The sequence below is a fragment of the Paenibacillus sp. NPDC058367 genome (genome assembly GCF_042723305.1).
Lineage (GTDB): Bacteria > Bacillota > Bacilli > Paenibacillales > Paenibacillaceae > Paenibacillus_AQ.
The window spans coordinates 70,244-96,080 of sequence record NZ_JBHXIZ010000003.1; the positions used below are offsets into that span (position 1 = coordinate 70,244).

Sequence of the window (25,837 nt, forward strand, 5' to 3'; positions counted from 1 at the left end):
AGTATTCGTCACTTGCAGCACTACTAACTGCAACTACTCTACAATTTCAGTGAAATCGACATTTTCAACAATCCAGCGTTTACGTGGATCGACTTTATCACCCATCAGTGTAGAAACACGACGCTCAGCCTTAGCAGCATCCTCAATCTGCACCTGAAGCAGTGTACGCGATTCTGGATTCATCGTTGTTTCCCACAGCTGATCAGGGTTCATCTCACCCAATCCTTTATAACGCTGAAGCTCGAAGTTTTTGCCGAATTCCTTTAAGTAATTTTGCAGTTCTTCATCACTCCATGCATACCTTACGGTTTCCAGCTTGCCCGTTTTGCGGGTCAGCTTATAAAGCGGAGGCTGAGCAATAAAAACCTTTCCGGCATCTATTAACGGCTTCATATAACGATAGAAAAATGTCAGCAGCAGCACCTGAATATGCGCTCCATCTGTATCCGCATCGGTCATAATGATAATTTTGGAATAATTGCTGTCTTCGACGGTAAAATCCGGACCAATTCCTGCACCAATCGTGGAAATGATCGCTTTATATTCATCGTTCTTCAGGATATCCAGCAGCTTGGCTTTTTCCGGATTCATCGGTTTCCCTTTTAGCGGCAGGATCGCCTGAATCTTTGAATCACGGCCTTGCTTCGCTGAGCCACCAGCTGAATCACCTTCTACGATAAACAGCTCAGTTCGTGTAACGTCCTTAGACTGCGCAGGTGATAATTTTCCGCCAAGATTCGAGCTCTCGCTACGTTTCTTACCTGTACGGATCTCATCGCGGGCTTTGCGAGCCGCTTCCCGAGCCTTCGAGGCCTGAATTGATTTTTTCAGAAGGCTCTGTGCTACCTGTGGGTTTTCTTCCAGGAAACGAGCCATATTCTCAGATACGATATAGTCTACTGCACTACGAGCAGAAGCACTACCAAGCTGATCCTTCGTCTGTCCAACAAATTCAACCTCGGACATTTTGACACTAATGACAGCCATCATACCTTCGCGCAAATCATTTCCTTCTAAATTCTTATCCTTTTCTTTAAGCAACTGTGTACGTCGTGCATAATCATTCAACACACGAGTATACGCGGTCTTAAAGCCTGTCTCATGAGTACCGCCGCTACGAGTAGGAATGGAGTTAACGAAGGAAGCCAAGGTTTCTGTATAGCCTCCATTGTACTGAAGGGCTACTTCCACTTCGATATCGTCCTTTTCAGCGCTGAAGTGAATAACATCATGTAGAACATCCTTGCCCTCATTCAAGAACTGTACGAATTGGCTTGCTCCACCCTCGTAAAAGAACTCGTCCTGACGATTGCTCCGCTCATCATGCAGCGTAATACGCAGACCGGAATTCAGAAAGGCAATCTCCTGTACTCGCTCTGCCAGCGTATCATAATTCAGGGCAATTCCATTTGGAAAGACGCGAATATCCGGTTTAAAAGTAATTTTCGAACCGGTTTTGTTGGTGTTGCCCAGAATTTCAAGGCCCGTTACAGGTTCGCCAACATGCTCTTTCCCCTTCTTGTCCACCCAATATTCAAAACGTTGACGATGGATTTTGCCTTCACGATAAATCTCTACTTCAAGCCATTCAGACAAAGCATTCGTTACTGAAGCCCCTACGCCATGCAAACCGCCTGATTTCTTGTAACCAGATCCACCGAATTTACCGCCTGCATGCAAAATTGTAAATACAACTTGCGGCGTTGGCACTCCTGTCTTATGCATTCCAGTTGGAATCCCACGACCGTTGTCCGTCACCGTTACTGAGCCATCTTTGCGAAGCAGTAAGTCAATCTTCGTACAATACTTGGCTAAATGCTCATCCACAGCATTATCTACAATTTCCCATACTAGATGATGTAGTCCCGAAGAACTTGTACTGCCGATATACATGCCAGGTCGTTTGCGTACTGCAACCAGACCTTCGAGCACTTGAATGTCGTCAGCATCGTATCCAGTACGGCTATTCTCGCCGTTATTAGAAACTTCAGCAAACATATCGATCTGTTCGAGCATTCATGCTCCTCCTTCTTTTCTCTATACTCAAGCATTAACGCCTTCGGCGTCCTTATAAAGACGGTAAGCCTTTAAGCGAGAAATATAAGACATACAGTATAAGTGCAAAACTTATACTTTCTTATATCTCTAGAAATGCAAACAAACGTTTTCGTCACTTTGTACATTCTAATTCAAAATATCCCTTTTCGTAAAGACGGCGAATGAAATGATCACCGAAGCAGCCCCCCATACAGCCAGTACAGCCATGGAAAATGACAAGGACATCCCCTCTATGGGTGCGGGAGTTCCTGACAAATAACCGGTCAGTCCAAGATTTACCATAAATAAATATTTCGCTGTTGTCCAGGCTGAGGCCATATTAGTCAGAATATTTCCAGCGATCAGCGCTGCCATCATGACCACTATACTAGCAGCAGTGCTCCTTACAAGTACAGAGATCATAAAAGCAAGCAGGGCAACTACGACACTTACGAACCAGACCAATCCACCTTGCATAAGCATATATTTCCATTGTGGTACTGCATGCACAGTAGACATATCCACCGAGTCTCCACTGATCTTAAAGCCTGTAAAGACAGGGATATTAAAGCCCTTATATCCAAAAGCAAGACCAGAGATAAGGTAGCTGATCACAAAGGTGGAGAGCACAATAAGCGAGACAAACATAAGCAGAGCCGCTAATTTGCTAAACAAAACTTTCCAACGCTTAACTGGCCTTGTCAGCAGCATTTTGATCGTCCCTGTAGTTCGCTCCGCAGAAACTAAATCCGAGGCTACCGCCATAATGAGCAGCGGAATAAATAAAGTAACGGAATTATCCATAAACTCACGGGTAAAGGTAACGCCACTTGGCTCGTTCGGATTCACATCATGGTGAAGGTAGTACTGAAGCTGCTGTACAAATATTCGCCGATAAGTCTTCCATTCCTCTGGAATTCGGTCGCTACCCAAAGAATTTTGATTATCAATGATCTGCTGCTGGATCTCCAGGCGCCAATCGGAGTTGAATTTATCTCGGCTACGCTCAGCTGAGCGCATTTGAGCGTAGGTGAACATAGGCACCAGTACAATCAGAATCAGCAGTATAACATAAAACCGTTTCTTTTTAATGATTTTTAAACATTCATTACGGATTAGCGGAAGCATATTATTCAACGTTCTCACCCTCCGTTAGTTTCAAGAATAGCTGTTCCAGTGTCGGATTGATTTTATGCACAGCCCTAACTTCGATTTCAGCAGTCACCATAACAGCCACAATCTCGGGGATCAAATCCTGCTCCATAATTGTGATTAAAGAATTCGGGCCCATACCAGCAATTATTGAATCATCCAAGCTAACGTCTTCCAGATTCTGAATCTGAATATCTGGGCGATCAGCCAGTAATCCCTTAGCTAAAGCAAAAGGCTCCAGCTCCCAAAGTACATAAGGAGAATTTCGAGCGATCAGCTCTTCAACCCCACCCACTGCAAGTACTCGCCCTTTACTAATAATCGCAACACGGTCACAGAGAAGCTGGATTTCACTAAGTAAATGACTCGATACAAATACCGCTAAACCCTCATCTGCTAGTTTGCGTATAAATTCTCGCAGCTCCTTAATTCCCTTTGGATCTAAGCCATTTGTAGGCTCGTCCAGAATAAGCAGACGCGGACGTCCCAGAAGAGCCTGCGCTATACCAAGTCGTTGTCTCATCCCAAGCGAATATGTACTTACCTTATCATGGATTCGTTGATCCAACCGAACGATATCTACGACTTCACTAATACGTGCATTATCTATACCTGGCTGCATTCGGGCAAAATGCTGTAAATTCTCCCATCCCGTCAAATAGGTATATACCTCAGGATTCTCAACGATAGAGCCGACAAATTGCAACGCTTTTTCCGGATTTCGGTTCACATTGTAACCACATACCGTAATCTTGCCCTCGCTTGGACGAATCAAATCGACAAGCATTCGAATCGTAGTTGTCTTCCCAGCTCCATTGGGTCCGAGGAAGCCGAAAATTTCTCCTTCTCTCACATCAAACGTAACATCATCTATAATCCACTTTCGCCCTATTTTTTTCCGTACCCCGTCTACAGACAAGACGACCGGGCTGGATTCTCCACTGTTCGCTTTTGTCATATTCTCCTTAGCTCCTTGTTACTGTCATTTCCTCGGCTAGTACTTGCTCAAAGGATATTTTATCTAATACAATTCATCATTCTTAGAAAGCTGGCTCTCACTTCTGTTCTAGTGTATAGCCTGAATGAATCGCTCTCCAATTCGTTGATAGCCATCCCCATTCGGATGAAAATGATCCGTTGATAAATATTTGTCCAAATGCTTGTTAAACAAGTCGAAGGTTGGAACCAATGTCATATTGCTGTGCTTATTAATAATATCCATTGCCGCATTATTCCACTTCGCAACCGCCTGATTACCTGGTACAAGTAGATCTGGTATATCACCAAAGGGATTGTATAACCCCATATAATAAATTTGAGCGTTTGGATTGATTTCCGTGATTTTCTCCAGAATCTTACCTAATCTTTCTACTGCTACCGGAAGGGCTGCTAGCAAAGACTCTGGAGTCAGCTCTTGATCAGTCGTGGATTCACTTTGAAGTGCGCCACTATTCTGCAAAATATTGGAGTCCTTGAATAAATCATTCCCTCCGATCGAGAGCAGAATGACATTCGCCATATGCAGCGCGTAATCTATACCATCTTCATCCAGCTTGCTTTGCAGTCCTGCAGTTGTTAAACCATTAATTCCCATATTACCCAGTAAATCAACTTCGACACCTTTAGCGGATAAACCACTAACCGTACGCTTAACAAATCCTTCTCCGGTGTTATCACCAGTTCCCTTGGCTAGCGAATCTCCGAGAGCAACAACTTTGAGCTTCTTAACCGTCTCCGTCACTGGAGCAGCTGTTTGCTGAGGTAAGTTGGTCCCTGACGCTTCTCCAACCGGATAGATGATGTCTCTGACCGCATAAACTAAACCTACAATTAGAATTATTGTTGTTACTATGGAAATCAGGCTGACCGTGCGCCATGTCCACTTTGAATCATTCAAAGCCATCCCTCCGTGTGCCGTTCTATTATGTATTGTTCCACATTTTACAAAGATCTTAACTATGTACATAAACATAAATCTTCCATACCGGTTTTGCAAATGTCTAAAATAGAAATAAATCCAGCTAATCCGCTTATTTAACCCGAATCTGAATACGAAAATTCTCAAAAAATTTAGCGATTAAAGTTTTGGTACAAAAAAACGTTCCCCGATTTTCATCGGAGAACGTTTGATTCCAGCAATTTTTTTTAATTATTTACCAATAAATTCTTGAACCCAATAGTTATTGTCATACCCTACACCAATATAATTGAAGTTAGCATTCAAAATATTAGCCTTGTGACCAGGACTATTCATCCATGCTTTCATTACTTCTTCTGGTGTTTTTTGACCCATTGCGATGTTCTCGCCTGCAGCGTTATAAGTGATACCAAAGGATTTCATCATATCGAATGGTGAGCCATACGTAGGTGAAGTATGTGAAAAATAGTTATTAGTACGCATATCCGTAGCTTTTGTAGCTGCTACTTTATGAAGGCTGTCCAACCCAGAAACAGGCTTCAAACCAGCTGCTGCACGCTCTTTATTTACCAGCGTTACGATCTGTTGAACATAAGTTCCTTTATTGCTCGCAGCACCTGTAGTAGGTGTAGTTTCTGTAGGTTTAGTTACAGGTTTAGTTACAGGTTTAGTTACAGTAGTCGTATCCGAAGGCTTAGTTACAGGCTTAGTTACAGTAGTTGTATCCGAAGGCTTAGTAACCGGAGTTCCGGTAGATGTATCTTTATTTGGAACCGTTCCTGTTTGAGGCTTGGTTACCACGATTGTGCTATTAAAAATAGGGAGTCCCTGTAGGTTAGCTTGTTTTAAATATTGTAAAACCTGCTCATAGCTAGTACCTGATTTAATTACTGTTACCTCAGTTGAGGCCGCATTCGCTTCGAGTGGAAGAGAAATACTAAGTGCCATAACAGCTGCTACACTACCACCAATAATTGCTCTTAATCTCTTGTTCTTCATTCTGCCATCTCCTCTTTCTTGTGTGTACTATATGTTTCTGCTTAGAGTGACCAGCTACAAATGTTACAAAGTTGTAATTTGTTCCTCAGTCATTGTAGCATAAATCTATCAGCTGTGCTCTTCTAATTTTTAACATTTACTAGTCTTGATTGTAAGTTTCCTGAGCATGAATTGCATTCGATATTGGCGTTAAAAAGCAAAAAAAGTCGCCATTCTCGAGAGAATAGCAACTTCTATGTGCTAAAAGATAAAAAGTAACTAGTGAAACGACTGCCAAAATTCTCCCTCAGTAGAGATAAGTCCCATAATTTCTGCATAAGGAATACGGAAAGTAGGAAAACCCGCAGAATAAGGAGCAATCTCATAAGGTGCGAAATAAAGATATAACGCTTCATTATCTACAAAGAAAGGCTGATCTGAGGTAATTCCTTTATACGTATCCGGAAAAACATAGGAGTACTCAGGATCATTCTCAATCTGCTTACCTACGATTTTACTGAGCTTCTCCACGTATCTACTTCCTGGCTTGAACAAATCACCTAGCTTATAGAACCTTCCGTTACGTACGTTAGTATGTGTATAGATTTTGGTAGGCATGCCGTGGGCTGCTCCAAAAGGATAACGGTATCCCGTTAACTCCAGCACTAGAAGGTTTTTGCGGAAAAAGGACACTGAAAAATCACCATTATAACTGAAATCCTGTGTTGCTCCATTACTACCTGGGTCTTCGACTAGTGAAAGCTTCCGTAATTTATCATTAACCTCTCTAGAAACTTCCGCGCTTGCAATTCCTTCAACAACCGGATAGTAAACCAGATAATCCCTGTTCGGTTTGTACTTCTTCTCGACTACGGAATATGGAGGTCTCAGTGGGATGACTCCATTTTGCCTCCAAATCTGCTTCCCTTGACGATCATAATATGCTGTACGTTGATCTATATCTGCTCTAATTAAGCGTCCACTGAGGGTAAGTGTTCCCGTCCCTTGAATAACTGGAGGCTGAGCTGCTCTTTTTCCAGTTCGATCTATAAAAAAAGTCTCCTTAGCATCATATACAGATGCCAGTCCGTCCTGATAATTATTCACACCAAGCAAGGTATGATTGCTCAGAATTGCTCCTGTCTCTGCATCAGCGATAATGTAACGTGAGCCTCGATAAGGTTGACTAGGGAATATTGGTGTTCCTATAGCTGCTCTGCCTTCACCAAGCTGCAGGACTTCATAATATTTCGCGGGGATGATCATTTTTCCTTGTTTATCAATCAGCCCGTAGGCGTTGCCATAGTTCTCAGCGGTATTCACCACTGCACGACCCTCAGAGAAAGGTAAGGCAGAAGTAAATTGTGGCTGAATAGCTACTGTTCCATCCGTGTTTAAATAGCCGTACTTACCGTTCTCAGTCGCTTGATAGGAGAGCAGCCCATCACCCGGACTCCCTACGAATGGATGATTGTACGTATAGAGAACCTTCCCTTCAGGATCAATGAGTGCGTACTCCCCCTCTTTAATCTTGACTAAAGCCACACCATTCATGAAATCATTGGCGTCCACATATATTGCAGGCAAAACCTCTTTGCCTTGCGCATCTACATACCCATATAGTGATGGACCACCCGTTGTATTTTGTTTCGAAAATAATGCAAGTCCCTCATGCAATGAGTTTAGATAATCATAACGGGCTGGAGTCACCTCTTTACCTTTTTCATCGATAAATGTGTACCCTTTCGCATCTGATACTACTGCGCGTCCTTCCGAAAAAGGGGCAATGAACGAGTAAATGGGCTTTACCCGCTCCCTTCCAGAGCTGTCGATCAGTCCGCTACTGTTTTTTCGTTGTACAATTGCTAGCCCGTTCTTCTGAAAATCCTCAGCATATTCGTATCTAGGTTCAATCTGAGCACGACCTTCGTCGTTAATATATCCCCAGAGCATACCCTCTTTAAGATTAAAAGGCGCCGGATGTAGCCCAGTATTCCTTAATTCGTCGTCCACCCACTCCGGTAATACATACGGCGTCTCATAAGGTTTATTAGAGTAGTCTACACGATATAATCCCGCCTCTGCCGGGATCGTAACGAACAGTTCCTCTTCTGTGCGTATGAAATCTTCTTCTTGCTGCGTAATATATTCGTTCCAGCCAATGCCGTCCCATCTCCATACATCCGCTTGCAATGGACCATTGTCATTCCCTTTCCCCAGCTCATTCAATCTAATCCTTAACATCGAGTCGCTCCCCTTTAACAAAGGCATTTGCCTATAGAATATGGGAGAATGTTGGTTTATGTGATTTTGATCTTTGAGGTGTGGGAGAAGGGTTAGGGTGTGTAATAGGTGTTGCGTGAGGGAGAACGTGACGGCGAGACTGAAAGCTGTGCAAGTGGTGAGGCGGGGCTTGCGTGAGCGGACACTAACGGGCGGAGGGACTGGGATGGAGCACGCCTGGAGCGAGGAGTAACGTAGGATGTGCAGAGTAAGTATGTGGGTGGGTTTGATTTTGTGCGAGATGTGTTGAGTGAGCACGGAAGTGCGATGGATGTGATGATGCGGTATGTGCTGAGCAGTCGCTCCACGAACGGAATGTTACTCCCATCGCTGCTGTCTCCAAATTTCTTGATTTGCACCTCAGTTTCGGATGAAATTCGGAAACAAAGGCGAACGCTACTGCTTGTACGCAATCATTCCGTTCTCTCCGCTGCTATCAGCGTGTTTCGTCAACACTATCTCACTATGTAGCTCGTTTCTATCGATTCAAGGCAGTTACACCTCCTGTTCTTCCAAAGTAGCTCGTTTCGGTATTTCTGGGGCATTTATACCCCTAATTCTTCCACTATGGCTCTTTTCCGCTATTTCGGGGGTATTTATGCCCCTTATTCTTCCACTTTGGCTCTTTTCCGCTATTTCGGGGGTATTTATGCCCTTTTTTCTTCCACTTTGGCGCTTTTCCGTTATTTCTGGGGTATTTATGCCCTTGTTTCTTCCACTTTGGCTCTTTTCCGCTATTTCTGGGGTATTTATACCCCTTATTCTTCCACTATGGCTCTTTTCCGCTATTTCTGGGGTATTTATACCCCTTATTCTTCCACTATGGCTCTTTTCCGCTATTTCTGGGGCATTTATACCCTTGTTTCTTCATGCATCCGCTTCAAATAACTCAACTCCGCCGATTCTACAGGATTATTACCGTTCTTTTACCACCTGCAGCTCAATTCAGCCGATTCTACGGGATTATTACCGTTCTTTTACCACCTGTAGCTCAATTCAGGCGATTCTACGGGATTATTACCGTTCTTTTACCACTTGTAGCTCGTTTTCGTCGATTCTACGGGATTTTTACCATTCTTTTGCCACTTTTAGCTCATTTTCGTCGATTCTAAGGGATTTTTACCGTTCATTTGCCACCTGTAGCTCATTTCAGCTGATTCTACGGGATTTTTACCGTTCATTTGCCACATTTCAAACAAAAACAAGTGAAGTTTCTGCATGTAATATAAGTTGGTCTTAGACGTGGCTAAGTCGCTATAGGATTACTGGCGGCAGTAGGCGAAGGTGTTCGCACGAAGGTGTTGGCACGATGTTGTTGTAGCAGTATTGGGTATAGTGATGTTGGTTGTGACGGTGTTAGTTGCAGCAGTGTTGTTGCAGCAGTGTTGTTGTAGCGGTATTGGATGTAGCAATGTTGGTTGTGACGGTGTTAGTTGTATCAGTGTTTTTGCGGCAGTTTTAGTTATAACAGTTTTGGTTGTGGCAGATTTAGTTGTGACAGTGTTAGTTGTTTGTTTTTACCTGCTACTTTTTCGAAGCGAAGCCATCGAAAAAGGCATGCCAAAAAGCGTTTGCGATAACTAGCAAACGCTTCTTCTGCCCTACCCCAGCGAGGTGATAAGGATAACGGAGGGGAATTTTGGAGCTGTAGAAACGAAGTGGTCGCCTTTGTTCTCAGATTCCAACCGCTAACGCGGTATCAATCAAGGAATCTGAGAACAACAGCGATCGTAAGCCCAATATTCCCCGGAGTTAGCCCTTAATCACCACGCGACCACGCTGCTACTTCTTCGAAGAGTACTTCCGCATATCAAATGCGACAGCGGCTATAATAATCAAACCTTTGATAATCAACTGATAGTACGGGCTAATACCGATAAAGGTCAGACCGTAGTTAATGAGAGTAAAGATGATAACCCCCACTAGAACACCCGGCACAGTACCGATACCCCCGGTTGTAGATACACCACCAACAACACAAGCTGCAATGGCATCAAGCTCATACATGTTACCGTAGTTATTAGTTGCTCCACCTGTTCTAGCAGCTTCCAGAACACCTGCCAGACCATAAAGCGCACCAGCAATGGCATAGATGTAAATCAGGTTCTTGGAAACATCGATACCGGATACTTTAGCTGCCTGCATATTTCCGCCAATCGCATACATGTTCTTACCCAGCTTGGTTTTATTGAATACCACCCACACAATGGCGGCGACCGCCAGGGCTATCAGCACGATATAAGGGATTGAATATTGACCGCTTCCGATAAAGCCGGAACCAATTTTGGTGAAGTCAGGACGCAGACCACCAATCGGCTGGGATTGGTTCGGGTCCATATCAAAGTACAGGGAGTTCAGCCCGTACACGATGAGCATTGTACCCAGGGTAGCGATAAATGGCGGAACGTGAAGCTTGGAAACGACAATACCATTTATAAGTCCACAGAGAAGACCAGCAATGATAGCAATTGCTATAGGAAGGATTACTTCCACTTGCGGAAGATCTGGAAAAAACCGACGGGAATAGTCTGGGATTTGCAGCATCGAAGCGGAGATAACCGCCGTAAAACCAACCACCCGTCCAGCGGACAAGTCAGTACCTGCCGTAATAAGGATAAAGGCAACCCCAAGTGCGATGATAACGCGTGTAGACGACTGAATCAGTACGTCACGCAGGGTGTTGATGGACATAAAGTTTGGATCATATATGATGATCCCCATAATCAGCAGTACCAGCACGATGTAAATTGCGTTTTGAGTCACAAAGGATTGAGCTTTTTTAACGTTCATTAGTAGTGATCCCCCTTAAAATTACGCAAACATATTCTCCTATCCGTACTCCTTAATGCTGTGCAGCGAGACGCATAACTTCGGTTTCCGTAGCTTGCTCGCCTTCTAATATTCCTGTAAGCCGTCCTTCCGACATGACCATTACACGGTCAGACATTCCGAGCAGCTCCGGCATTTCAGAGGAGATCATAATGATACTCTTCCCTTGCTGCGCCAAGTCGGCAATTATGGAGTAAATCTCGAATTTAGCCCCTACGTCGATACCACGGGTCGGCTCGTCCAGAAGCAGGATTTCGGGCTCAGTAAGCAGCCATCTAGCAAGCAAGACCTTTTGCTGATTACCACCAGAAAGATTCATGATTAGCGTTTTGGTTGTAGGTGTTTTAGTTCGTAATTTTTCAATCATTTTATCGACTTCAACTTTTTTCTTCTTGCTATTCAGCAGGAAGTACGGTTTTTGATAACGATGTAGATTAGCAATCGCACCATTCTCATGAACAGACAAGACTGGAAATATGCCTGTTACACGACGCTCTTCGGTAAGCAAAGCCATTCCATGTTTCTTAGCATCTTTCGGAGAATTAATAGTAACATCCTTGCCTTTAATAGAGATCGTTCCGGATTTCAAGGCTCGCAGACCGAACAACGCCTCAATTACCTCAGTTCTCTGGGCACCTACCAGCCCCCCAATACCAAGGACCTCTCCACGTCTTAATTCGAAAGACACATCTTTAAAAGATCTTTCCTCCGGAGAGGTTAAGCCTTCCACTTTCATGTATACTTCACCAGGTACGTTGAAGCGTTCAGGGAAACGGCTGGTCAATTCTCGGCCCACCATTTTGGAAATGATAAGATCTGTAGTTAATTCTGCCGCTGGCCAAGTTCCGATTTTTTTACCGTCACGCATAATAGTAACTTCGTCAGAGATTGCAAGAATCTCTTCCATTTTGTGAGATATATAGATAATAGCTACGCCTCTACTTCTGAGATCCCGTATGATCCGGAATAAATGTTCCACCTCCACACTGGTTAGGGAAGAAGTGGGTTCATCCATTACAATAACTCGGGAGTGAAAAGAGACAGCCTTCGCAATTTCAATGGATTGGATTTTGGATACGGAAAGCTTACCCACTAATGTTTCGGGATTCAGGTCGATATCCAGATCTTTAAACAAATTTTCCGTGTCAGTGAACATTTTCTTATGGTCAATAAACTGAATCGGTCCGATTCCCTTCGTTGGAAAACGTCCTAGCCAGATATTCTCCATAACACTTCGGAACGGCACGGGATGCAGCTCCTGGTGAATCATCGAAATACCACTTTTTAACGCATCATTTGAACTGCTGATGGAAGCCTTCTCGCCATCCAAAAAGATCTCACCGGCATCCGGTGAATAAATACCAAAAAGACATTTCATAAGTGTGGACTTACCTGCACCATTCTCGCCCATAAGGGCATGCACCGAACCCGGTCTGACCTTTAAACTAACATCATCCAGCGCTTTGACGCCGGGGAATTCTTTAGTAATGTTGTTCATTTCCAGCAAAAACTCAGCTTTTTCCATGTTGTTACGCCCCCTACGCTTTTTTTCTTTTTTATGAGAGGCACAGCGGTTCCATCCTGTTCCCTGCCTAAAAGAAATACCGAGGAGCGGTTATCCGCTCCCCGTGCTGTCATATGATCATGAGTAACTCTGTAGCCGATGTTAATTACTTAGCGTCAGCTATGTTGTCTTTCGTAATCTTTTTGTAGGAAATCCATACGTATTGGTTGTCAGTGATATCAAAGCCTACATTGTCTTTCGAAGGCGTTTCGCCTTTAGCAAGCAGAGCAGCAACTGTGATGGCAGCCTTACCTTGGTTGTTCGCATCATTCAGCACCGTACCGAGCATTGTTCCATCTTCCAGCGCTTGAATCGCAGGAGCAGTTGCATCCACACCTACTACCGGCATGAATTTGTCACCCGTAAAGTAGCCAGAAGCTTTCAGAGCTTCGATTGCACCGAGGGCCATATCATCGTTGTTAGCAAGAACAGCTTCAATTTTGTCGCCGTGGGAGCCAAGGAATGCAGCCATTTTTTCTTGTCCTTTTACGCGATCCCACATTGCTGTATCTTCAGCCAGTTTCTCTACCTTGATTCCTGCATCTTCGATAGCTTGAATAGAGTAAGTAGTACGAAGCTCAGCATCTTGGTGGCCTGGTTCACCTTTCAGCATTACATATTGGAGAACTCCGTCGCCGTTCTTGTCCGCTTCAGGATGTGCTTTCCAGTAGTCAACAATCAGTTGGCCGGACATTGTACCGGATTCTTCTGCTTTCGCACCTACATAATAAACTTTATCCCATTTCTTCATATCTTCAGGAAGCGGTTCGCGGTTAAGGAATACCACTGGAATGTTTGCTGTTTTTGCTTTTTCGATAATGACGCCAGCAGCTGTACGGTCAACTGGGTTAATCAGCATCCCGTTATATTTTTTAGTGATGAATAAGTCAACCTTGTCATTTTGTGTGGGTTGTGAATTTTGGCTATCTACGATATCTACTGTAGCGATGCCTTTAGCCGCACTATCGATAGCGTTACGAACACCTGTCATAAAAGTATCGTCAAATTTGTAAATGGCGACCCCAACTTTAGGCGTTTCTGTTGTAGTGCCCGAGTTCTCAGTCTTTGGAGCGTTAGTTGCCTTGTCTGCAGCATTATCTGTAGTTTTGTTGTTGCCACCACAGCCTGTCAGAGCAGCACCCAGCAAAGCACTAGCTAATAGAACGGAAGTGATTTTTTTCATTATTCATTGACCTCCTATTTATACTTCTTTTTTTTGTTTGCCCCTGATCGTCTCGGGTACATCCATATTATGCCTCACCTGAAAACGCTTGCGAATATAAAATCCTACTCATTACTATAAAAATTCTAATGAACCCAAGAAGAAATATAAGGATGATTTTCATTAAAAATTTATACTTTCTTATATTCTAAAATAAAAAACGAATACCGCCCCATTCAAGGATGGTATCCGTTACACGAAACGTATAAGCATAAACGCCTTCGGCGCCTATTCTAAAACAGCTCCTATCTAACAAACGGAAATAACAGCTTTTGATTCTCAGGCCACAGCATATTGTCCAAATCAATTAACTTTGTTCCTGTATCGACGCGTTCTGGTACATCGATTCCTTCGATCACTTCAACGGCATGTTTTACAGCCAAATACCCGTTGCTAAAAGGATTTTGGATCACTGTTGCTTGAACAGTACCGTCCTGCAGCAATTCCATCATGGAAGGAGAGCTATCAAAGGCTACCATTTTTATATTTTGCAGCCCCCGACTTTGGATAGCCATTGCCGCCCCCTGTGAAGCAGTCTCATTCAGGCTCGCGATTCCTCGAAGATTCGGATGCTTCAGCAGCATCAGTTGTGTAAGATCTTCTGCATCCTTAATACTGGAGGTCGTGTATGAAATCTCAACCACTTGTATATTCGGATAACGTGCAGTGTAATTTAAAAATCCCTTCTCCCGCTCCTCCGCGTCTCTTGCACCATACTCAATGCCGTTAGAAGACTCCAGCTTCTCACTCTGCGTTGAATTGGTGAAGTTAATAATACCAACCTCGCCGTATCCTTTTAACAGCTTGATCAATCGTTCTGCAGATTTTTGACCCGCTTCATAGCCGTTCGAGCCAATATATGTCCTTACTCTTGCTGAACCTACTTCCGCATCTACGGATATGACAGGGATTTTGGAATAAGCCGCCTGATCTACAACCTGAGCAAGCCCCATGTAACTACTTGCAGCTAAAATAATCACGTCTGCTTTTTCTTTTATGGAGTCCTGCACCATTTTCACCTGTTCTGTGATGTCACTCTCGGAGTCCGGAGCTTTGAAGGTTAGTTTGACGTTGAATTCCTGCGCTGCAGCTTCTGCTCCCAATTTAACCGTATTCCAGTAATCGCCCCTGTTCATTTTCACAATAAGATGAATATTACGGGTCTTATTTGTGTTAATGTAATTGGGCGCTGAATTAAAACAAGAGGTAACTGTAGTCCATAACACCGCACACATTAACAAGGTTAGCCAAAAACGAAAGGTTTTCATGACGATGTCTCATCCTCCTTAAGCCCTTCATTGCCTTCGCCTTTTGCTAGTGCCGGGAAGATAAGGGTAACCGTAGTGCCTTCTTCAATTTCACTTTCAAAAGAAAGTCCATATTCACGGCCATAGTACAACTCAATACGCTCGTTCACATTTCTTACGCCTACCCCGGAACCACTCATACTCTTACTGCCGCCTGTCAAAATAACCTTCATAGTCTCCTTGGACATTCCTAATCCATTATCACTAATCCTTATAATGACAAGATTGTCCTTCAGTTCTGCTTGGATAGAGATTAAGCCTTCATCAGGCATCATTTCTATTCCGTGATACAAGGCATTCTCTACAATCGGCTGCAAAATCAGCTTAATCGTCTGACACTGCAGTACTTCATCTTGTGCAATGATCTCGTAGCGGAATTTATTTTTAAAACGAAAGCTCTGAATGACGAGATAATGACGAATATGATCAAGCTCTTCCTGCACGGTAATCATATTATTCCCTTTGCTTAGACTAATTCGGAAAAACTTAGATAAAGATTGAATCATTGTAACGACCTCCTCCGTCTTACCACGCTCAGCAAGCCGGATCACAGAGTTCAAAGTATTGTACAAAAAGTGTGGATTAATCTGGGATTGCAGAACTTCAAGCTCACCCTTACGTTTCGTCTCTTGTTCATAAATAATTTGATCCATCAATTGACGGATACGCTGTAGCATGAGGTTAAAGCGTTTAGACAACTGTTCTACCTCATAGGCGCCACTCACATCGATTCGAGTATTAAGATCCCCTTCTCCTACCTGCTGAAGTGTCCGTTCCAGCTTACGGATCGGACGGGCAATTCGCGCAGACAAAAAGACAGATACGATAATTACACATAAAATAACTACCGCTAAGAACCAGGATAAAAAGTTGTTCAGATCACGCTTGGTGGTCACGATCTCGTCATAATAAGCAACACCTACTATTTTCCACCCGGTTTGTTCTAACGTACGTACTGTAATAAATCGTTTTTCACCTGTAGACTCATCCAAATAGCTACGATAAGCATATTCCAATACCGGCTCCACATTCTCATACTTTAAACCAGCATAAATAAGCTGCTGCTGCGGATGATACACGATGTTGCCTAACTGATCGAGGATGTAAGCGTATCCTCTTTTACCAAGCTTAACCTGCTTACTCAGCTCATCTATGGTGCGAAAGTTAAAATCCATCAGGAGGATACCCGTTTTTAGGACTCCATTTTCCTGATATTGAATGAGTTTACTGATCGACACAACCCAAATATATTGACCTTTAAACAAGTTCTGAATATGGGGCGCTGAATAGGAGATCTCAGATGTTCTTTTGGCCGTTGTAAACCAGCTCTGGGTTTCTAACTGTGTGTTGCTGCGCAACTTCTGTCCTGCTGTACCCACGACGTATTTCCCCTGTGGTGTAAAAACCGCAGCAGAAACCAGATCCTCTCTACTTCCCATTAACATGGCCATTCTTTCCATCAGTAAAGCAGAGTCCACGGAGGGACTATTCGTAATTTGATCTTCTGCAGTTTCAAAAATATTTCGCATTCCTTTTACATAAAGCTCCAAATTGTAGTTCACTTGCTCAATAATCTGCTGCATATTCATATTGGCATTCTCTTCTGCTGTCTTCGCAAACTTGTTATACAGCATAAGGCTGACAACGACGGCTACAAGAACGGCAACGGATGTAAAAGTGAGCGTAATCGTTACTTGAATACTACGCAGCTTAGAGGACAACCGGCGTTTTCCCCCTGTTGGATGCTGCGGCCGCAGTCGAAAAGAATATGGCTTTTCTTGCCGCATAACTACCCTCCTCTGGAGCTATTTTTATACTCTTTGGGAGACTGACCATATTTTTTGCGGAAGCAAAAGCTGAAATAGTTAGGATCAGCAAAGCCAATTTTCTCGGCGATTTCAAAAGCCTTCAGTTCCGTGGAGCGTAAAAGTTCCTTCGCTGCCTCTAATCGGATTTGCAAGAGATAACTAACGAAAGTCATCTTCATTTCCTTCTTAAAAATACTGCTAAAATAACCCGTACTGATATGTAAATGCTGACAGACCTTTCCGATAGAAATATCCGATTCCTCATAATGGCTACGGATGTAATCTTTAGCTTCATCAATGAGCAGCTTATAGCTAGATTGGCGTTCTAAGGCAATAGAGTCCATTAGCCGGCTGCAGATCGTAATAATCCATTGCTTGGCTTCACTCATACTATTGAATTTATTCATCTCACTTAATGAGGAAATGCCAGATCCAACGAACTTAGCAGCATCACTACCGGACTCTTTGGCTACACGCAGGATGGATGTAATAATCTCCAGCAAAAAAATTTGATAATCCTGAGTAGATACCTGCTCAGCATTCAATCCGCCAAATAACTCCTCCACGACCTCCTTAAGCTCCTGTACGGTTCCCATCTTAATCGTTCGGATTAAGGACTGCTGGGTCAATTCATCATAGGCCAAGAGTGTATTCGAACGTGACTCCACATCCTCGATCCAAATGACTCTGTTATTGCCAAGAATGAGACGATAATCTAACGCTTGCATGGCATCTCCAAAGGAGTTAAATAGCATAGCAGGCGAGTGACAAACCGTTCCAGAACCAGCGGTTACCGTTAGCTTAAGAAACCGCTGCACATTGTGGCGGATTTCTTCTAGAATTTCAAAAGTTTTCCCCGTAATTTCAGTTTCTTCTCCTGCATCACAAATGGAAAGAAGCACTACCTCATCACGATGGATAAACACCCTGCCAAAATTATGCTTATTACATAATTCTTCTGCAATATTCAGCACAGCGAAGAGCTGTAAATTTCTCTCTCCCGTATCTCGCAAAGAAATTTGCTTACCTGCGGTAAGGCTAACCGTTTCCCGCTCTGGACGAATATAATCCACACTAATTACCGAGGCTTGGAACCATTTTCCATGTAGATCTATTCCGTATTCCGAACTTTTCTCGTCTATTTCATTCATTCGTAACTTGCGTGAAACTAGTGAAGATAAAAACTGCTCACGCAGCACAGGCAGACTTTTCCGATAATGCTCACTGAGTACAAAAACATTCTCCTTCTCTGCGATTTCAGCCTCTATAGTGGCTCTGACCTTTAGCAGAACATCAATCAGCTCCTGTGAAGAAAACGGTTTCAAAATATACTCATCGATTTGCAGTTTAATCGCCTTCTGTGCATATTCAAATTCATCATACCCTGTCAGAATAATGATCTTGGTATTAGGATGCCGCTCGCGAATCCATTCCGCCAGCTGCAGCCCGTTCATAAAAGGCATTTGAATATCAGTCACAACTACATCCGGGAGTAAACGATCTATCGCATCCGCTGCCTCTCGTCCATTCTCCGCCTGTTCTACAATTTCGAAGCCATAGTGCTCCCAATCAATCTGACTGATGACCCCTTCCCTTACATCTTCTTCATCTTCAGCAAGAATTAACTTGTACATTTCTCATCCCTCTTTGGACACGATTTATTTAGCTGTCATAAAATTCATTCTATATGATTCAAACTATTCCATCTATGGTTAAGTTATTTAAATAGATTTTGAGCAAAAAAAACCATCCCGCCGTAGCTGGGATGGGGATGATCGGAACCTATAAGTATTATAGCAACGCTTTGTTAAAGCGATAGCCTGCTGTCTTTTCGAAACCTAGATGACGATAAAAAGCATGTGCCGGTGCGCGTTCTACGCGGTTACCACTTCTCAAGAAGAGCTGACAGCAACCTTGCTCACGTGCCCATTCTTCAGCTGCGGCCACAAGTCTTTTACCGAGTCCGTTTCCTCTGAGTTCTTCTGATACGATAAGTGCAGTAATCTCAGTGATACAATCTGTCTGTTTGTAATACGAGATTACCTGTCTAAGACCGACCATTCCCACAACTTCATTGTTTAGTTCTGCAACAAGCGTGCATTGGAGATGGTTATTCTCCATGCTTTCCAGTCTCTCTTTCATCACGCTAAGCGTTGTTGGATAGCCGAATTCACGCAGAAGCGCTGTCACTCTCTCCAGATCATTCAAGCCGCATTTGCGAATTTCCAGTACAGGTGCCATGGTACTACTGTTCATCCTCATTTACCTCCACTTTTAGCATAGACGCTGCCTGCTTGGCTACCGTCCGCGCGATTTCCACATTTTCCGCCGCACTTAACGCTACAGCCATCCGCCGCCCTGGACGGACTTCTGGTTTACCAAACACCCGAACCTGAGTCCTAGGTAGATCCAAAGCTTCACCAATTCCGGTCACAACAAAAGCTCGTCCTTCTCCTTCAGCCTTCAGCGTAGCTGAGGCACCTGGTGTCAGTAATTGTACTGACTGGACTGGAAAACCAAGAATAGCTCTGACATGCACTGCAAATTGAGATAAATCCTGCGTTGCCATCGTTACCATCCCCGTATCATGAGGTCTAGGGGACACTTCACTAAACAATACGCCTCGATCCGTCAAGAAAAGCTCCACTCCAAAAATACCAAAACCTCCGAGCTGATCGGTAACTGCCTTGGCAATAGACTGAGCTTCATCCAGAAGTTCCGCCTTCATAAAGTGAGGCTGCCATGATTCGACATAATCCCCGTCCTTCTGAATATGCCCAATAGGTGGACAAAATATCGTGCCAGACACGGACCGCACCGTTAAAAGTGTAATCTCGCTTTCAAAGGTAACGAATGCCTCTACGATAACACGAGTGCCTTTAGCTCTCGCTCCATCCAAAGCAGTGTTCCAGCATTCTTCCGCATCCTCCGGTCTTTTGCAAACACTCTGACCTTTGCCGGAAGAACTCATAATCGGCTTGATGACACAAGGAGTGCCTAGTTCTGCAACGGCTTGATGCAGTTCTTCCAGACTATCTGCAAAACGATAATCCGCTGTTGGCAATCCAAGTTCTTCAGCAGCAAGTCGGCGAATGCCTTCTCTGTCCATGGTCAGACGAGCCGCTCGTGCGGTCGGAACAACGAAGAAACCTTCCTCTTCAAGCTCTTGAAGAGCATGAGTAGCGATTGCTTCAATCTCCGGAACAATAACATCCGGTTTTTCTGAGCGAATAAGCGTTTTAAGCGCCTCTGCATCCAGCATATCAATAACATGTGAACGATGAGCTACACCCATCGCTGGTGCATCGCTATAACGGTCTACAGCTACGGTCTCTACGCCAAGACGTTGAGCTTCGATTATGACTTCCTTACCCAGTTCCCCGCTGCCCAGTAGCAGCAGCTTGCGGCTTTGAGCTGAAAAAGGAGCTCCCCACATTGTCGATTTCAACCTCTTTCGGCAAATTGACTATCTCGTTTCCATAAATTTCTGAAAACAAAACAGTTTCATTGTATATTTTCAGGCTTCTTTATTTTCATCCATCATACGCCAGATTGCAAGTGTTCTTCGACAATTTCCTACAAATTTCAAAGATTTTTGTCTAATCTATCAACGAAAGATTGTTCCAAGAGAGATAATTGGTGACCTAATTGACCCCAATGATCTGCGGATTCACCCCCTTTAAGGAGATCTAACATCGCTTTCTCTTGCTCCGCTAACCCTTCTTGTAGGCGTTCTGCAGCAACCTTTAATTCTCTGGCTATGCAATCGACATAATGCGCAAGCAATTTTTTCTTCTGCTCTGCCGCCGCAACATTAACAGCTTCTTTCACAAGAGGCTCAGCCGCACCTTTGACTTGCTCCCGGCCAGCGCCTTCAAAGAAATAGCGAGGGGATTTGAAATGTCCCCATAAGGTTGGCCATTCCACGGACTGAAGCTGGCATTCCAGCTCACTAGGAGAAGGCCATGCTGCTTCTTCATTCTCCATCAGATGAAACTCTTGAGTAGAGAAAAACAGCTCAGTAGCAGCCGCTTCAGCCGCTTCATGAACAAGTCTACGCCCGGTACTTTCTAGTCGCAGCGTTGTCGCCCATAGCTCTTGCTCCAATTCACGCTTTGTGGTACGCATCAGCTCTGCACCACACGCAGCGAAGATAGCTTTTAAATTTCCTGCGTCCTCACGTAATAATGAGGGGTGGAAAGATTCCTGAAAATTTCTGGTGAAGGAGAAGCTAATTCGTTGACAGACATGATAGATCAGTTCCTCACCTTCATGAACAAGATCTCTGCTAGGACGTTCTTCGGTCTCCAATAGGGAAAGTCTCTTCATAGCCAGCTGACGACGTTCTTGCATTTCTTTTAATCCTGCTTCACGCTCGTTTGCCGCCATGGAAGCGAGATTCTGCCACTCTTCCGCCCTGCGGCGAACAGATGCGATGCTCTCTGCAGCTGCGTTAAGTGAAAGCTGAGGAAGTTCGTCTCCCGCAAAGCTTGATAAGGCTTGCTCAAAATGATGGAAACGGGAAGCCTCATAGCGTGCATAATCATGCTGGGTTTTGCCTTCCAGAGCAAGCAAGCTAGATAGTGCATAAATTCTCGGCGAGCGTAAGCCGCCTGCACGTAAATTTTGAGCAACATGTTCTCGTACCTCTTCCAATTCATCTTCGCCTGAAGCAAGATCAGAAGCGTTGATAATAAAGAACATTTTATCAAGTGCAAAGCTATCTTTAATTCGGCCTAGCTGCGCAAGCAGACCTCGATCTGCTTTTGAAAAGGCGTGGTTGTAATAGGTAACAAAACAAATCGCGTCTGCGTTTTTCATGTAATTAAAGGTTACGCCGGTATGACGAGCATGCAATGAGTCGGCTCCTGGTGTATCCACGAGTACAATTCCGCTTTCGGTCAATGGACAGGCATAATACAGATCAATCCCCTGCACAAAACAGGCTCGGGTCTCCTCTGCTACAAGGCCTCGGTATTCTTCTAAATCAACAATTCGCACCGTTCCCAGCAAGGGCTTAGCTTCTGCCCAGCCAGCCGCTGCTGCCCTTAGAAATCCAGCATGTGGCAACGCAGAAGGATGAATTCCCCTTGCAGGCAAGCTTGCTAGAACTGTTGTCCATGAGTTTTGCTGTGGTTCTCCTAGTTGCAGCACACTGAAGGAATGGCAGATGTCATCCCAGAAATCTGCCATGGTCTTCATTGTGACAACCGCGCTGGCATGGCGGAAGTCACCTTCCGGCGCCAAAATGCGGTTGACCGCAGCCGTGGCAGGATGTGGAGACACGGGCAGCACTTCTTCGCCGAGCAAAGCGTTGGCGAAGGAGGACTTACCCGCGCTGAATGCACCAAACAGCGCGAGGGTAAAGCGGCCGCCGGCGAGATCCTCCGCCCGTGCGGCCAGACTCCGCGCCGCCGATGCCATCGCTGGCTCGCGGCGCAGCAGCTCTGCCGCAGCCGCCAGCGCGTCAGCGGCTGCGGATAGCCGGCGGCGTCCGCCCGCCGGCGAAGCCGTTCCCGCCGCCCAATTTGCGGCGGCGGCACTTCCAGCCGCAGCGCTTTGCGGCGGCTGGACCTCCCGCGGTGCGGCGCTCTGCGCAGCCGCTCGCGGGGTTACCCTCACCTCCGGCAGGATGCCGGGGGTGAGGGGCCGGCGCGGCGGCAGCAGCGCCGCGAGCTCGTGCGCGCGGGCAGCTGCCGCGCGGTCCAGCGCGGCTAGCGCGTCAACGGCGCGCGCCTGCCGCGCAAGAGCCTGTTCGCGGCGCTGGAGTACGGCACGCTGCTCCTCCATGAGCGGCGGCAGCTTCGCTAACAGCTCATCGCTCACCGCTAACGCGGCACGGCGGAACTGGCTCTTAATATCAGCCGCAAGTGTGCGGCAGAAATTGAGCAGCGCCTCGCCGCTATACCCCGTTCCCGGCTTAACTGCAGCCGCCAGCCACTCCTGGCTCACCGCCGGGAATCCTTGCTTCAGAGTCGTCTCCGCCTCCTCCTCCCACAGCCCGAGATTCTCCGCCCAATCACGTACCAGCTGAATCAAATGCCATTCCAGCTGAGCGGAAACCTCTCGGGTCAACAGTCCTTGCCAGACTGCCAATCGTTTACTTTGTTCCTTCTCCCGCCGTGCAGCCGTAGAGAATAACCCTAATCGAAACGTAGGGCTAGCACTTTCCATATAACTTCCCGACGCCTCTCTTACATCTGCAGGCATTAGATTAGCATTATTAAGTAAGGTGTCTAGGCCAGTTCGCAAACTCGCTCGTGACTGCTGAGGCAACGCCTCAAGTCGTTCCTTCTCTTCTTCGAGTGACTTCAGTTCATTCGTCACTGTCTCTGCATTCGTACCTTCTAGTTCTTCAAGGAGAGCTGCTCTTTCCTCCTGCTGATCTTCACGGAATGCAGTTAGAGAAGAATCCGCTGTATGATGAATAGAACGAGACAAGCTATATTGAAGGAGCTGTTCCTTTTGTTCCAACAGTTCGGTTATAAGGCTGAGTAGATGATCCCAATGATTAAGAGGATGCTCTTTCTTTTTGAGAGAGGTGAATAGAATTCCCGCACAATGAATCCCCCATTGTTCAAAAGCATTTTCAAGTTGACGTTTATATTCCTCAATGGAAATCTCTTGTTCCCTGTGCTTGTCGATCTGATTAACAATCAGATACAAAGGTTTACCCCAGTCACTAAGATTTTTAGCAAAGGCCAAATTATTCTCTGACTGTACATGGTTATAATCCATTACATAAAATACGACATCAGCTAAATGCAGCGCAGAGCGGGTGGCCGCCTGATGACCATCATCCGTCGAATCTACACCAGGTGTATCCAATAGTACGCCATCCTTGCCTAGCAGTGGTATCTCATTCCACACTTCAATTGCGGAATATTCACCACCATTTCGACAGTATTCTTGTAATTTTTCTGGAGTTGTCTCTATAGGAGCAGGATCATGTTTACTTCCTTCAACTCTAGGATAAATAAGCACTCGTGGAACTCCACTGCGAATAGAGACAATATTCGCACTAGTCGGCACAGGTCCAGAAGGCAGCACTGAACTGCCGCAAAGAAGATTGATCATACTGGATTTCCCTGCCGAAAAATGTCCGCAAAAAGCAAGGGTCAGCTCATTCCCACCCTCTTTATGTTGTAAATCTTCATATATACGTTCAGAGCCTTCATCACCCCAGCGATGCATTAATCCACGCAACTGGAAAAGCAGCGATGCCGTTTCACTTAATGTCTCTTTCTCGATTCTAACCTGTTCCGCTCTCACTGACTCTCCACCTCCACTGTTACCATCTAATCATGCTTTGAATATAACCCATTCAATAATACGAAATCAGACTCATTTTTAAAATATAAGAAAGTAAAAGTTTCACATTATCCTTATATTTCTCGCTTAAACGCTTACCGTCCTTATAAGGACGCCGAAGACGTTTATGCTTATTCAATGTTTATACAGGTGTAATTTCTGTGATGTCACGCAGAACCTTTTTTATAAATAATAATTACAGTTTATCACCAGTTTGACACAAATTAAATACACACTACTTACAAAATAACCTATCATCTCTTACGAAATGAGGTTATTCAAACATCTTTCTGCTTTTTCGCTAGAAAAGTAAGAAGCAAAAAAGGAGCCAACCCTAGGGCCGACTCCTTTTATCACTTCTAAATTTATGCAGTTTCCGAAACAGGCAACAGAATTTCGAATACTTTTCCGTGTTGCAGAATAGTCAAACCACGAGATTTATCTCTCATTACAACAACCTCAGGTTTCACTGACATACGCTCAAAATAGTGTTCAGGAACGTCACCGGAATGACTGATCGTGATACCTTCTACTTCTTGCTCTTCGTTCTCTTCGAGTGGGCTTTCCACTACGCGATCAAAAATATCCGAGAACACTTCAAAATTATCTGTGTATACAGAAATGCATTTCATCTCTATCCCATCCTCTTCTTCAACTCTAACTTTTTGGCGTATGATCTTTAGCTTTCCTGACAACAGCTGTTTTCATACGTTTTTTGCCCTCTCGACATACATCAAGGAGCGGGCAAACTTGACATTTTGGGTTCTGTGCCTTGCAGTGATATCGTCCGAAAAAGATAAGCCGGTGATGAGTGATCGTCCATTCGTCACGTGGCACAGCCTTCATCAGCTTCTTTTCCACTTCCAGCACAGAATCTTTCCAGCCTGCTAATGCAAGTCGTTTAGCAACCCTCTCCACATGCGTGTCCACTGCAATGGCAGGAACTCCAAAAGCATTGGATACTACTACATTTGCAGTTTTACGACCTACACCGGGTAAAGTTACAAGCAAGTCATGAGCCTCAGGCACCTCGCCACCATACTGTTCTATGAGTATAGAGCATAGGCTTTGGATATGCTTAGCTTTGTTACGATATAGGCCGATGCGCCGGATATCCCCCTCCAATTCCTCCAGCGGTACAGAAATATAATCGATGGGGGCTTTGTACTTTTGGAACAGGTCCACGGTCACTTTGTTCACCGTTGCATCCGTACATTGGGCTGATAACAGTACCGCTATCGTTAATTCAAAAGCGTTACTGTGATTTAGCTCGCAATGAGCATCAGGGAACAAGTCTCCAATCGTATCCAAAATGTGGCGGACCTCTGCAACTTTCATAGTGTCCCCTCCACGGAGCGATTACGCTCATTAAAACTCACATGAGCGTGTCATCTCTAATGTAAAGAAATATAAGCAAAGTCTGTATTA

Annotated in this window: 20 protein-coding genes; 3 read left to right on the forward strand and 17 right to left on the reverse strand. The window is 44.7% G+C overall.

Annotated features, from left to right (window positions below):
• Positions 1–33: 33 nt before the first annotated feature.
• The 6 genes from parE to ACFWMP_RS17165 all read right to left on the reverse strand — a co-directional run bounded on the left by parE (position 34) and on the right by ACFWMP_RS17165 (position 8,329).
• Positions 34–2,016, reverse strand: coding sequence for a DNA topoisomerase IV subunit B (parE, locus tag ACFWMP_RS17140; RefSeq protein ID WP_042190046.1), 1,983 nt, complete (start codon positions 2,014–2,016; stop codon positions 34–36).
• A gap of 168 nt (positions 2,017–2,184) precedes the next feature.
• Positions 2,185–3,174 carry an ABC transporter permease gene (locus tag ACFWMP_RS17145; protein ID WP_042190048.1) on the reverse strand — a complete coding sequence of 330 codons (990 nt, stop codon included), beginning with the start codon at positions 3,172–3,174 and terminating at the stop codon, positions 2,185–2,187.
• On the reverse strand, positions 3,167–4,147 hold the full coding sequence (locus ACFWMP_RS17150; protein WP_339266113.1) for an ABC transporter ATP-binding protein: 981 nt from the start codon (positions 4,145–4,147) through the stop codon (positions 3,167–3,169). The genes ACFWMP_RS17145 and ACFWMP_RS17150 overlap by 8 nt, the downstream gene beginning before the upstream one ends.
• A 108-nt stretch (positions 4,148–4,255) precedes the next feature.
• Positions 4,256–5,092 carry a GDSL-type esterase/lipase family protein gene (locus ACFWMP_RS17155; RefSeq protein WP_379424346.1) on the reverse strand — a complete coding sequence of 279 codons (837 nt, stop codon included), beginning with the start codon at positions 5,090–5,092 and terminating at the stop codon, positions 4,256–4,258.
• 246 nt (positions 5,093–5,338) lie between these two features.
• Positions 5,339–6,106, reverse strand: a complete 768-nt coding sequence (locus ACFWMP_RS17160; protein WP_379424347.1) for a CAP domain-containing protein — start codon at positions 6,104–6,106, stop codon at positions 5,339–5,341.
• Between the two features lie 258 nt (positions 6,107–6,364).
• Entirely contained in the window at positions 6,365–8,329 is a 1,965-nt protein-coding gene (locus ACFWMP_RS17165) for a WG repeat-containing protein (RefSeq protein ID WP_379424348.1), read from the reverse strand.
• 240 nt (positions 8,330–8,569) lie between these two features.
• Here ACFWMP_RS17165 and ACFWMP_RS17170 point away from each other — a divergent pair, with 240 nt between their 5' ends.
• From ACFWMP_RS17170 to ACFWMP_RS17180, 3 genes are all read left to right on the forward strand, one after another.
• Positions 8,570–8,839 (forward strand): hypothetical protein, encoded by a 270-nt coding sequence (locus ACFWMP_RS17170; protein WP_379424349.1) that lies wholly within the window; start codon positions 8,570–8,572, stop codon positions 8,837–8,839.
• 96 nt (positions 8,840–8,935) lie between these two features.
• Entirely contained in the window at positions 8,936–9,256 is a 321-nt protein-coding gene (locus ACFWMP_RS17175) for a hypothetical protein (protein ID WP_379424350.1), read from the forward strand.
• Positions 9,257–9,706: 450 nt separating this feature from the next.
• Positions 9,707–9,952 (forward strand): hypothetical protein, encoded by a 246-nt coding sequence (locus ACFWMP_RS17180; protein WP_379424351.1) that lies wholly within the window; start codon positions 9,707–9,709, stop codon positions 9,950–9,952.
• Positions 9,953–10,150: 198 nt separating this feature from the next.
• Here ACFWMP_RS17180 and mglC read toward each other — a convergent pair whose 3' ends face one another.
• The 11 genes from mglC to nth form a co-directional block, all read right to left on the reverse strand.
• The gene (gene mglC / locus ACFWMP_RS17185) at positions 10,151–11,158 is read right to left on the reverse strand and encodes a galactose/methyl galactoside ABC transporter permease MglC (RefSeq protein ID WP_076284599.1); all 1,008 of its coding nucleotides are present in this window, start codon (positions 11,156–11,158) and stop codon (positions 10,151–10,153) included.
• 52 nt (positions 11,159–11,210) lie between these two features.
• Positions 11,211–12,722, reverse strand: coding sequence for a sugar ABC transporter ATP-binding protein (locus ACFWMP_RS17190; RefSeq protein ID WP_042190063.1), 1,512 nt, complete (start codon positions 12,720–12,722; stop codon positions 11,211–11,213).
• Between the two features lie 145 nt (positions 12,723–12,867).
• Positions 12,868–13,944 (reverse strand): galactose ABC transporter substrate-binding protein, encoded by a 1,077-nt coding sequence (locus ACFWMP_RS17195; protein ID WP_283908245.1) that lies wholly within the window; start codon positions 13,942–13,944, stop codon positions 12,868–12,870.
• Between the two features lie 284 nt (positions 13,945–14,228).
• On the reverse strand, positions 14,229–15,251 hold the full coding sequence (locus ACFWMP_RS17200) for a substrate-binding domain-containing protein (RefSeq protein ID WP_076284597.1): 1,023 nt from the start codon (positions 15,249–15,251) through the stop codon (positions 14,229–14,231).
• Positions 15,248–17,077 carry a sensor histidine kinase gene (locus ACFWMP_RS17205; protein ID WP_339242647.1) on the reverse strand — a complete coding sequence of 610 codons (1,830 nt, stop codon included), beginning with the start codon at positions 17,075–17,077 and terminating at the stop codon, positions 15,248–15,250. Before ACFWMP_RS17205 ends, ACFWMP_RS17200 begins: the two co-directional genes overlap by 4 nt.
• Positions 17,078–17,079: 2 nt before the next feature.
• Positions 17,080–18,732, reverse strand: a complete 1,653-nt coding sequence (locus ACFWMP_RS17210; protein ID WP_042190068.1) for a response regulator — start codon at positions 18,730–18,732, stop codon at positions 17,080–17,082.
• Between the two features lie 157 nt (positions 18,733–18,889).
• A complete protein-coding gene (locus ACFWMP_RS17215; protein ID WP_231573317.1) occupies positions 18,890–19,354 on the reverse strand; it encodes a GNAT family N-acetyltransferase in 465 nt (154 codons plus the stop codon).
• Positions 19,344–20,534 (reverse strand): formate-dependent phosphoribosylglycinamide formyltransferase, encoded by a 1,191-nt coding sequence (gene purT / locus ACFWMP_RS17220; RefSeq protein WP_042190070.1) that lies wholly within the window; start codon positions 20,532–20,534, stop codon positions 19,344–19,346. The genes ACFWMP_RS17215 and purT overlap by 11 nt, the downstream gene beginning before the upstream one ends.
• Positions 20,535–20,683: 149 nt before the next feature.
• Positions 20,684–24,370: a dynamin family protein gene (locus ACFWMP_RS17225; RefSeq protein ID WP_379424352.1), complete on the reverse strand. Its 3,687-nt coding sequence runs from the start codon at positions 24,368–24,370 to the stop codon at positions 20,684–20,686.
• Between the two features lie 404 nt (positions 24,371–24,774).
• Complete coding sequence (locus tag ACFWMP_RS17230; protein ID WP_042129455.1) at positions 24,775–25,041, reverse strand: hypothetical protein; 267 nt, start codon at positions 25,039–25,041, stop codon at positions 24,775–24,777.
• 25 nt (positions 25,042–25,066) lie between these two features.
• Complete coding sequence (gene nth / locus ACFWMP_RS17235) at positions 25,067–25,747, reverse strand: endonuclease III (RefSeq protein ID WP_042190074.1); 681 nt, start codon at positions 25,745–25,747, stop codon at positions 25,067–25,069.
• Positions 25,748–25,837 lie beyond the last annotated feature (90 nt).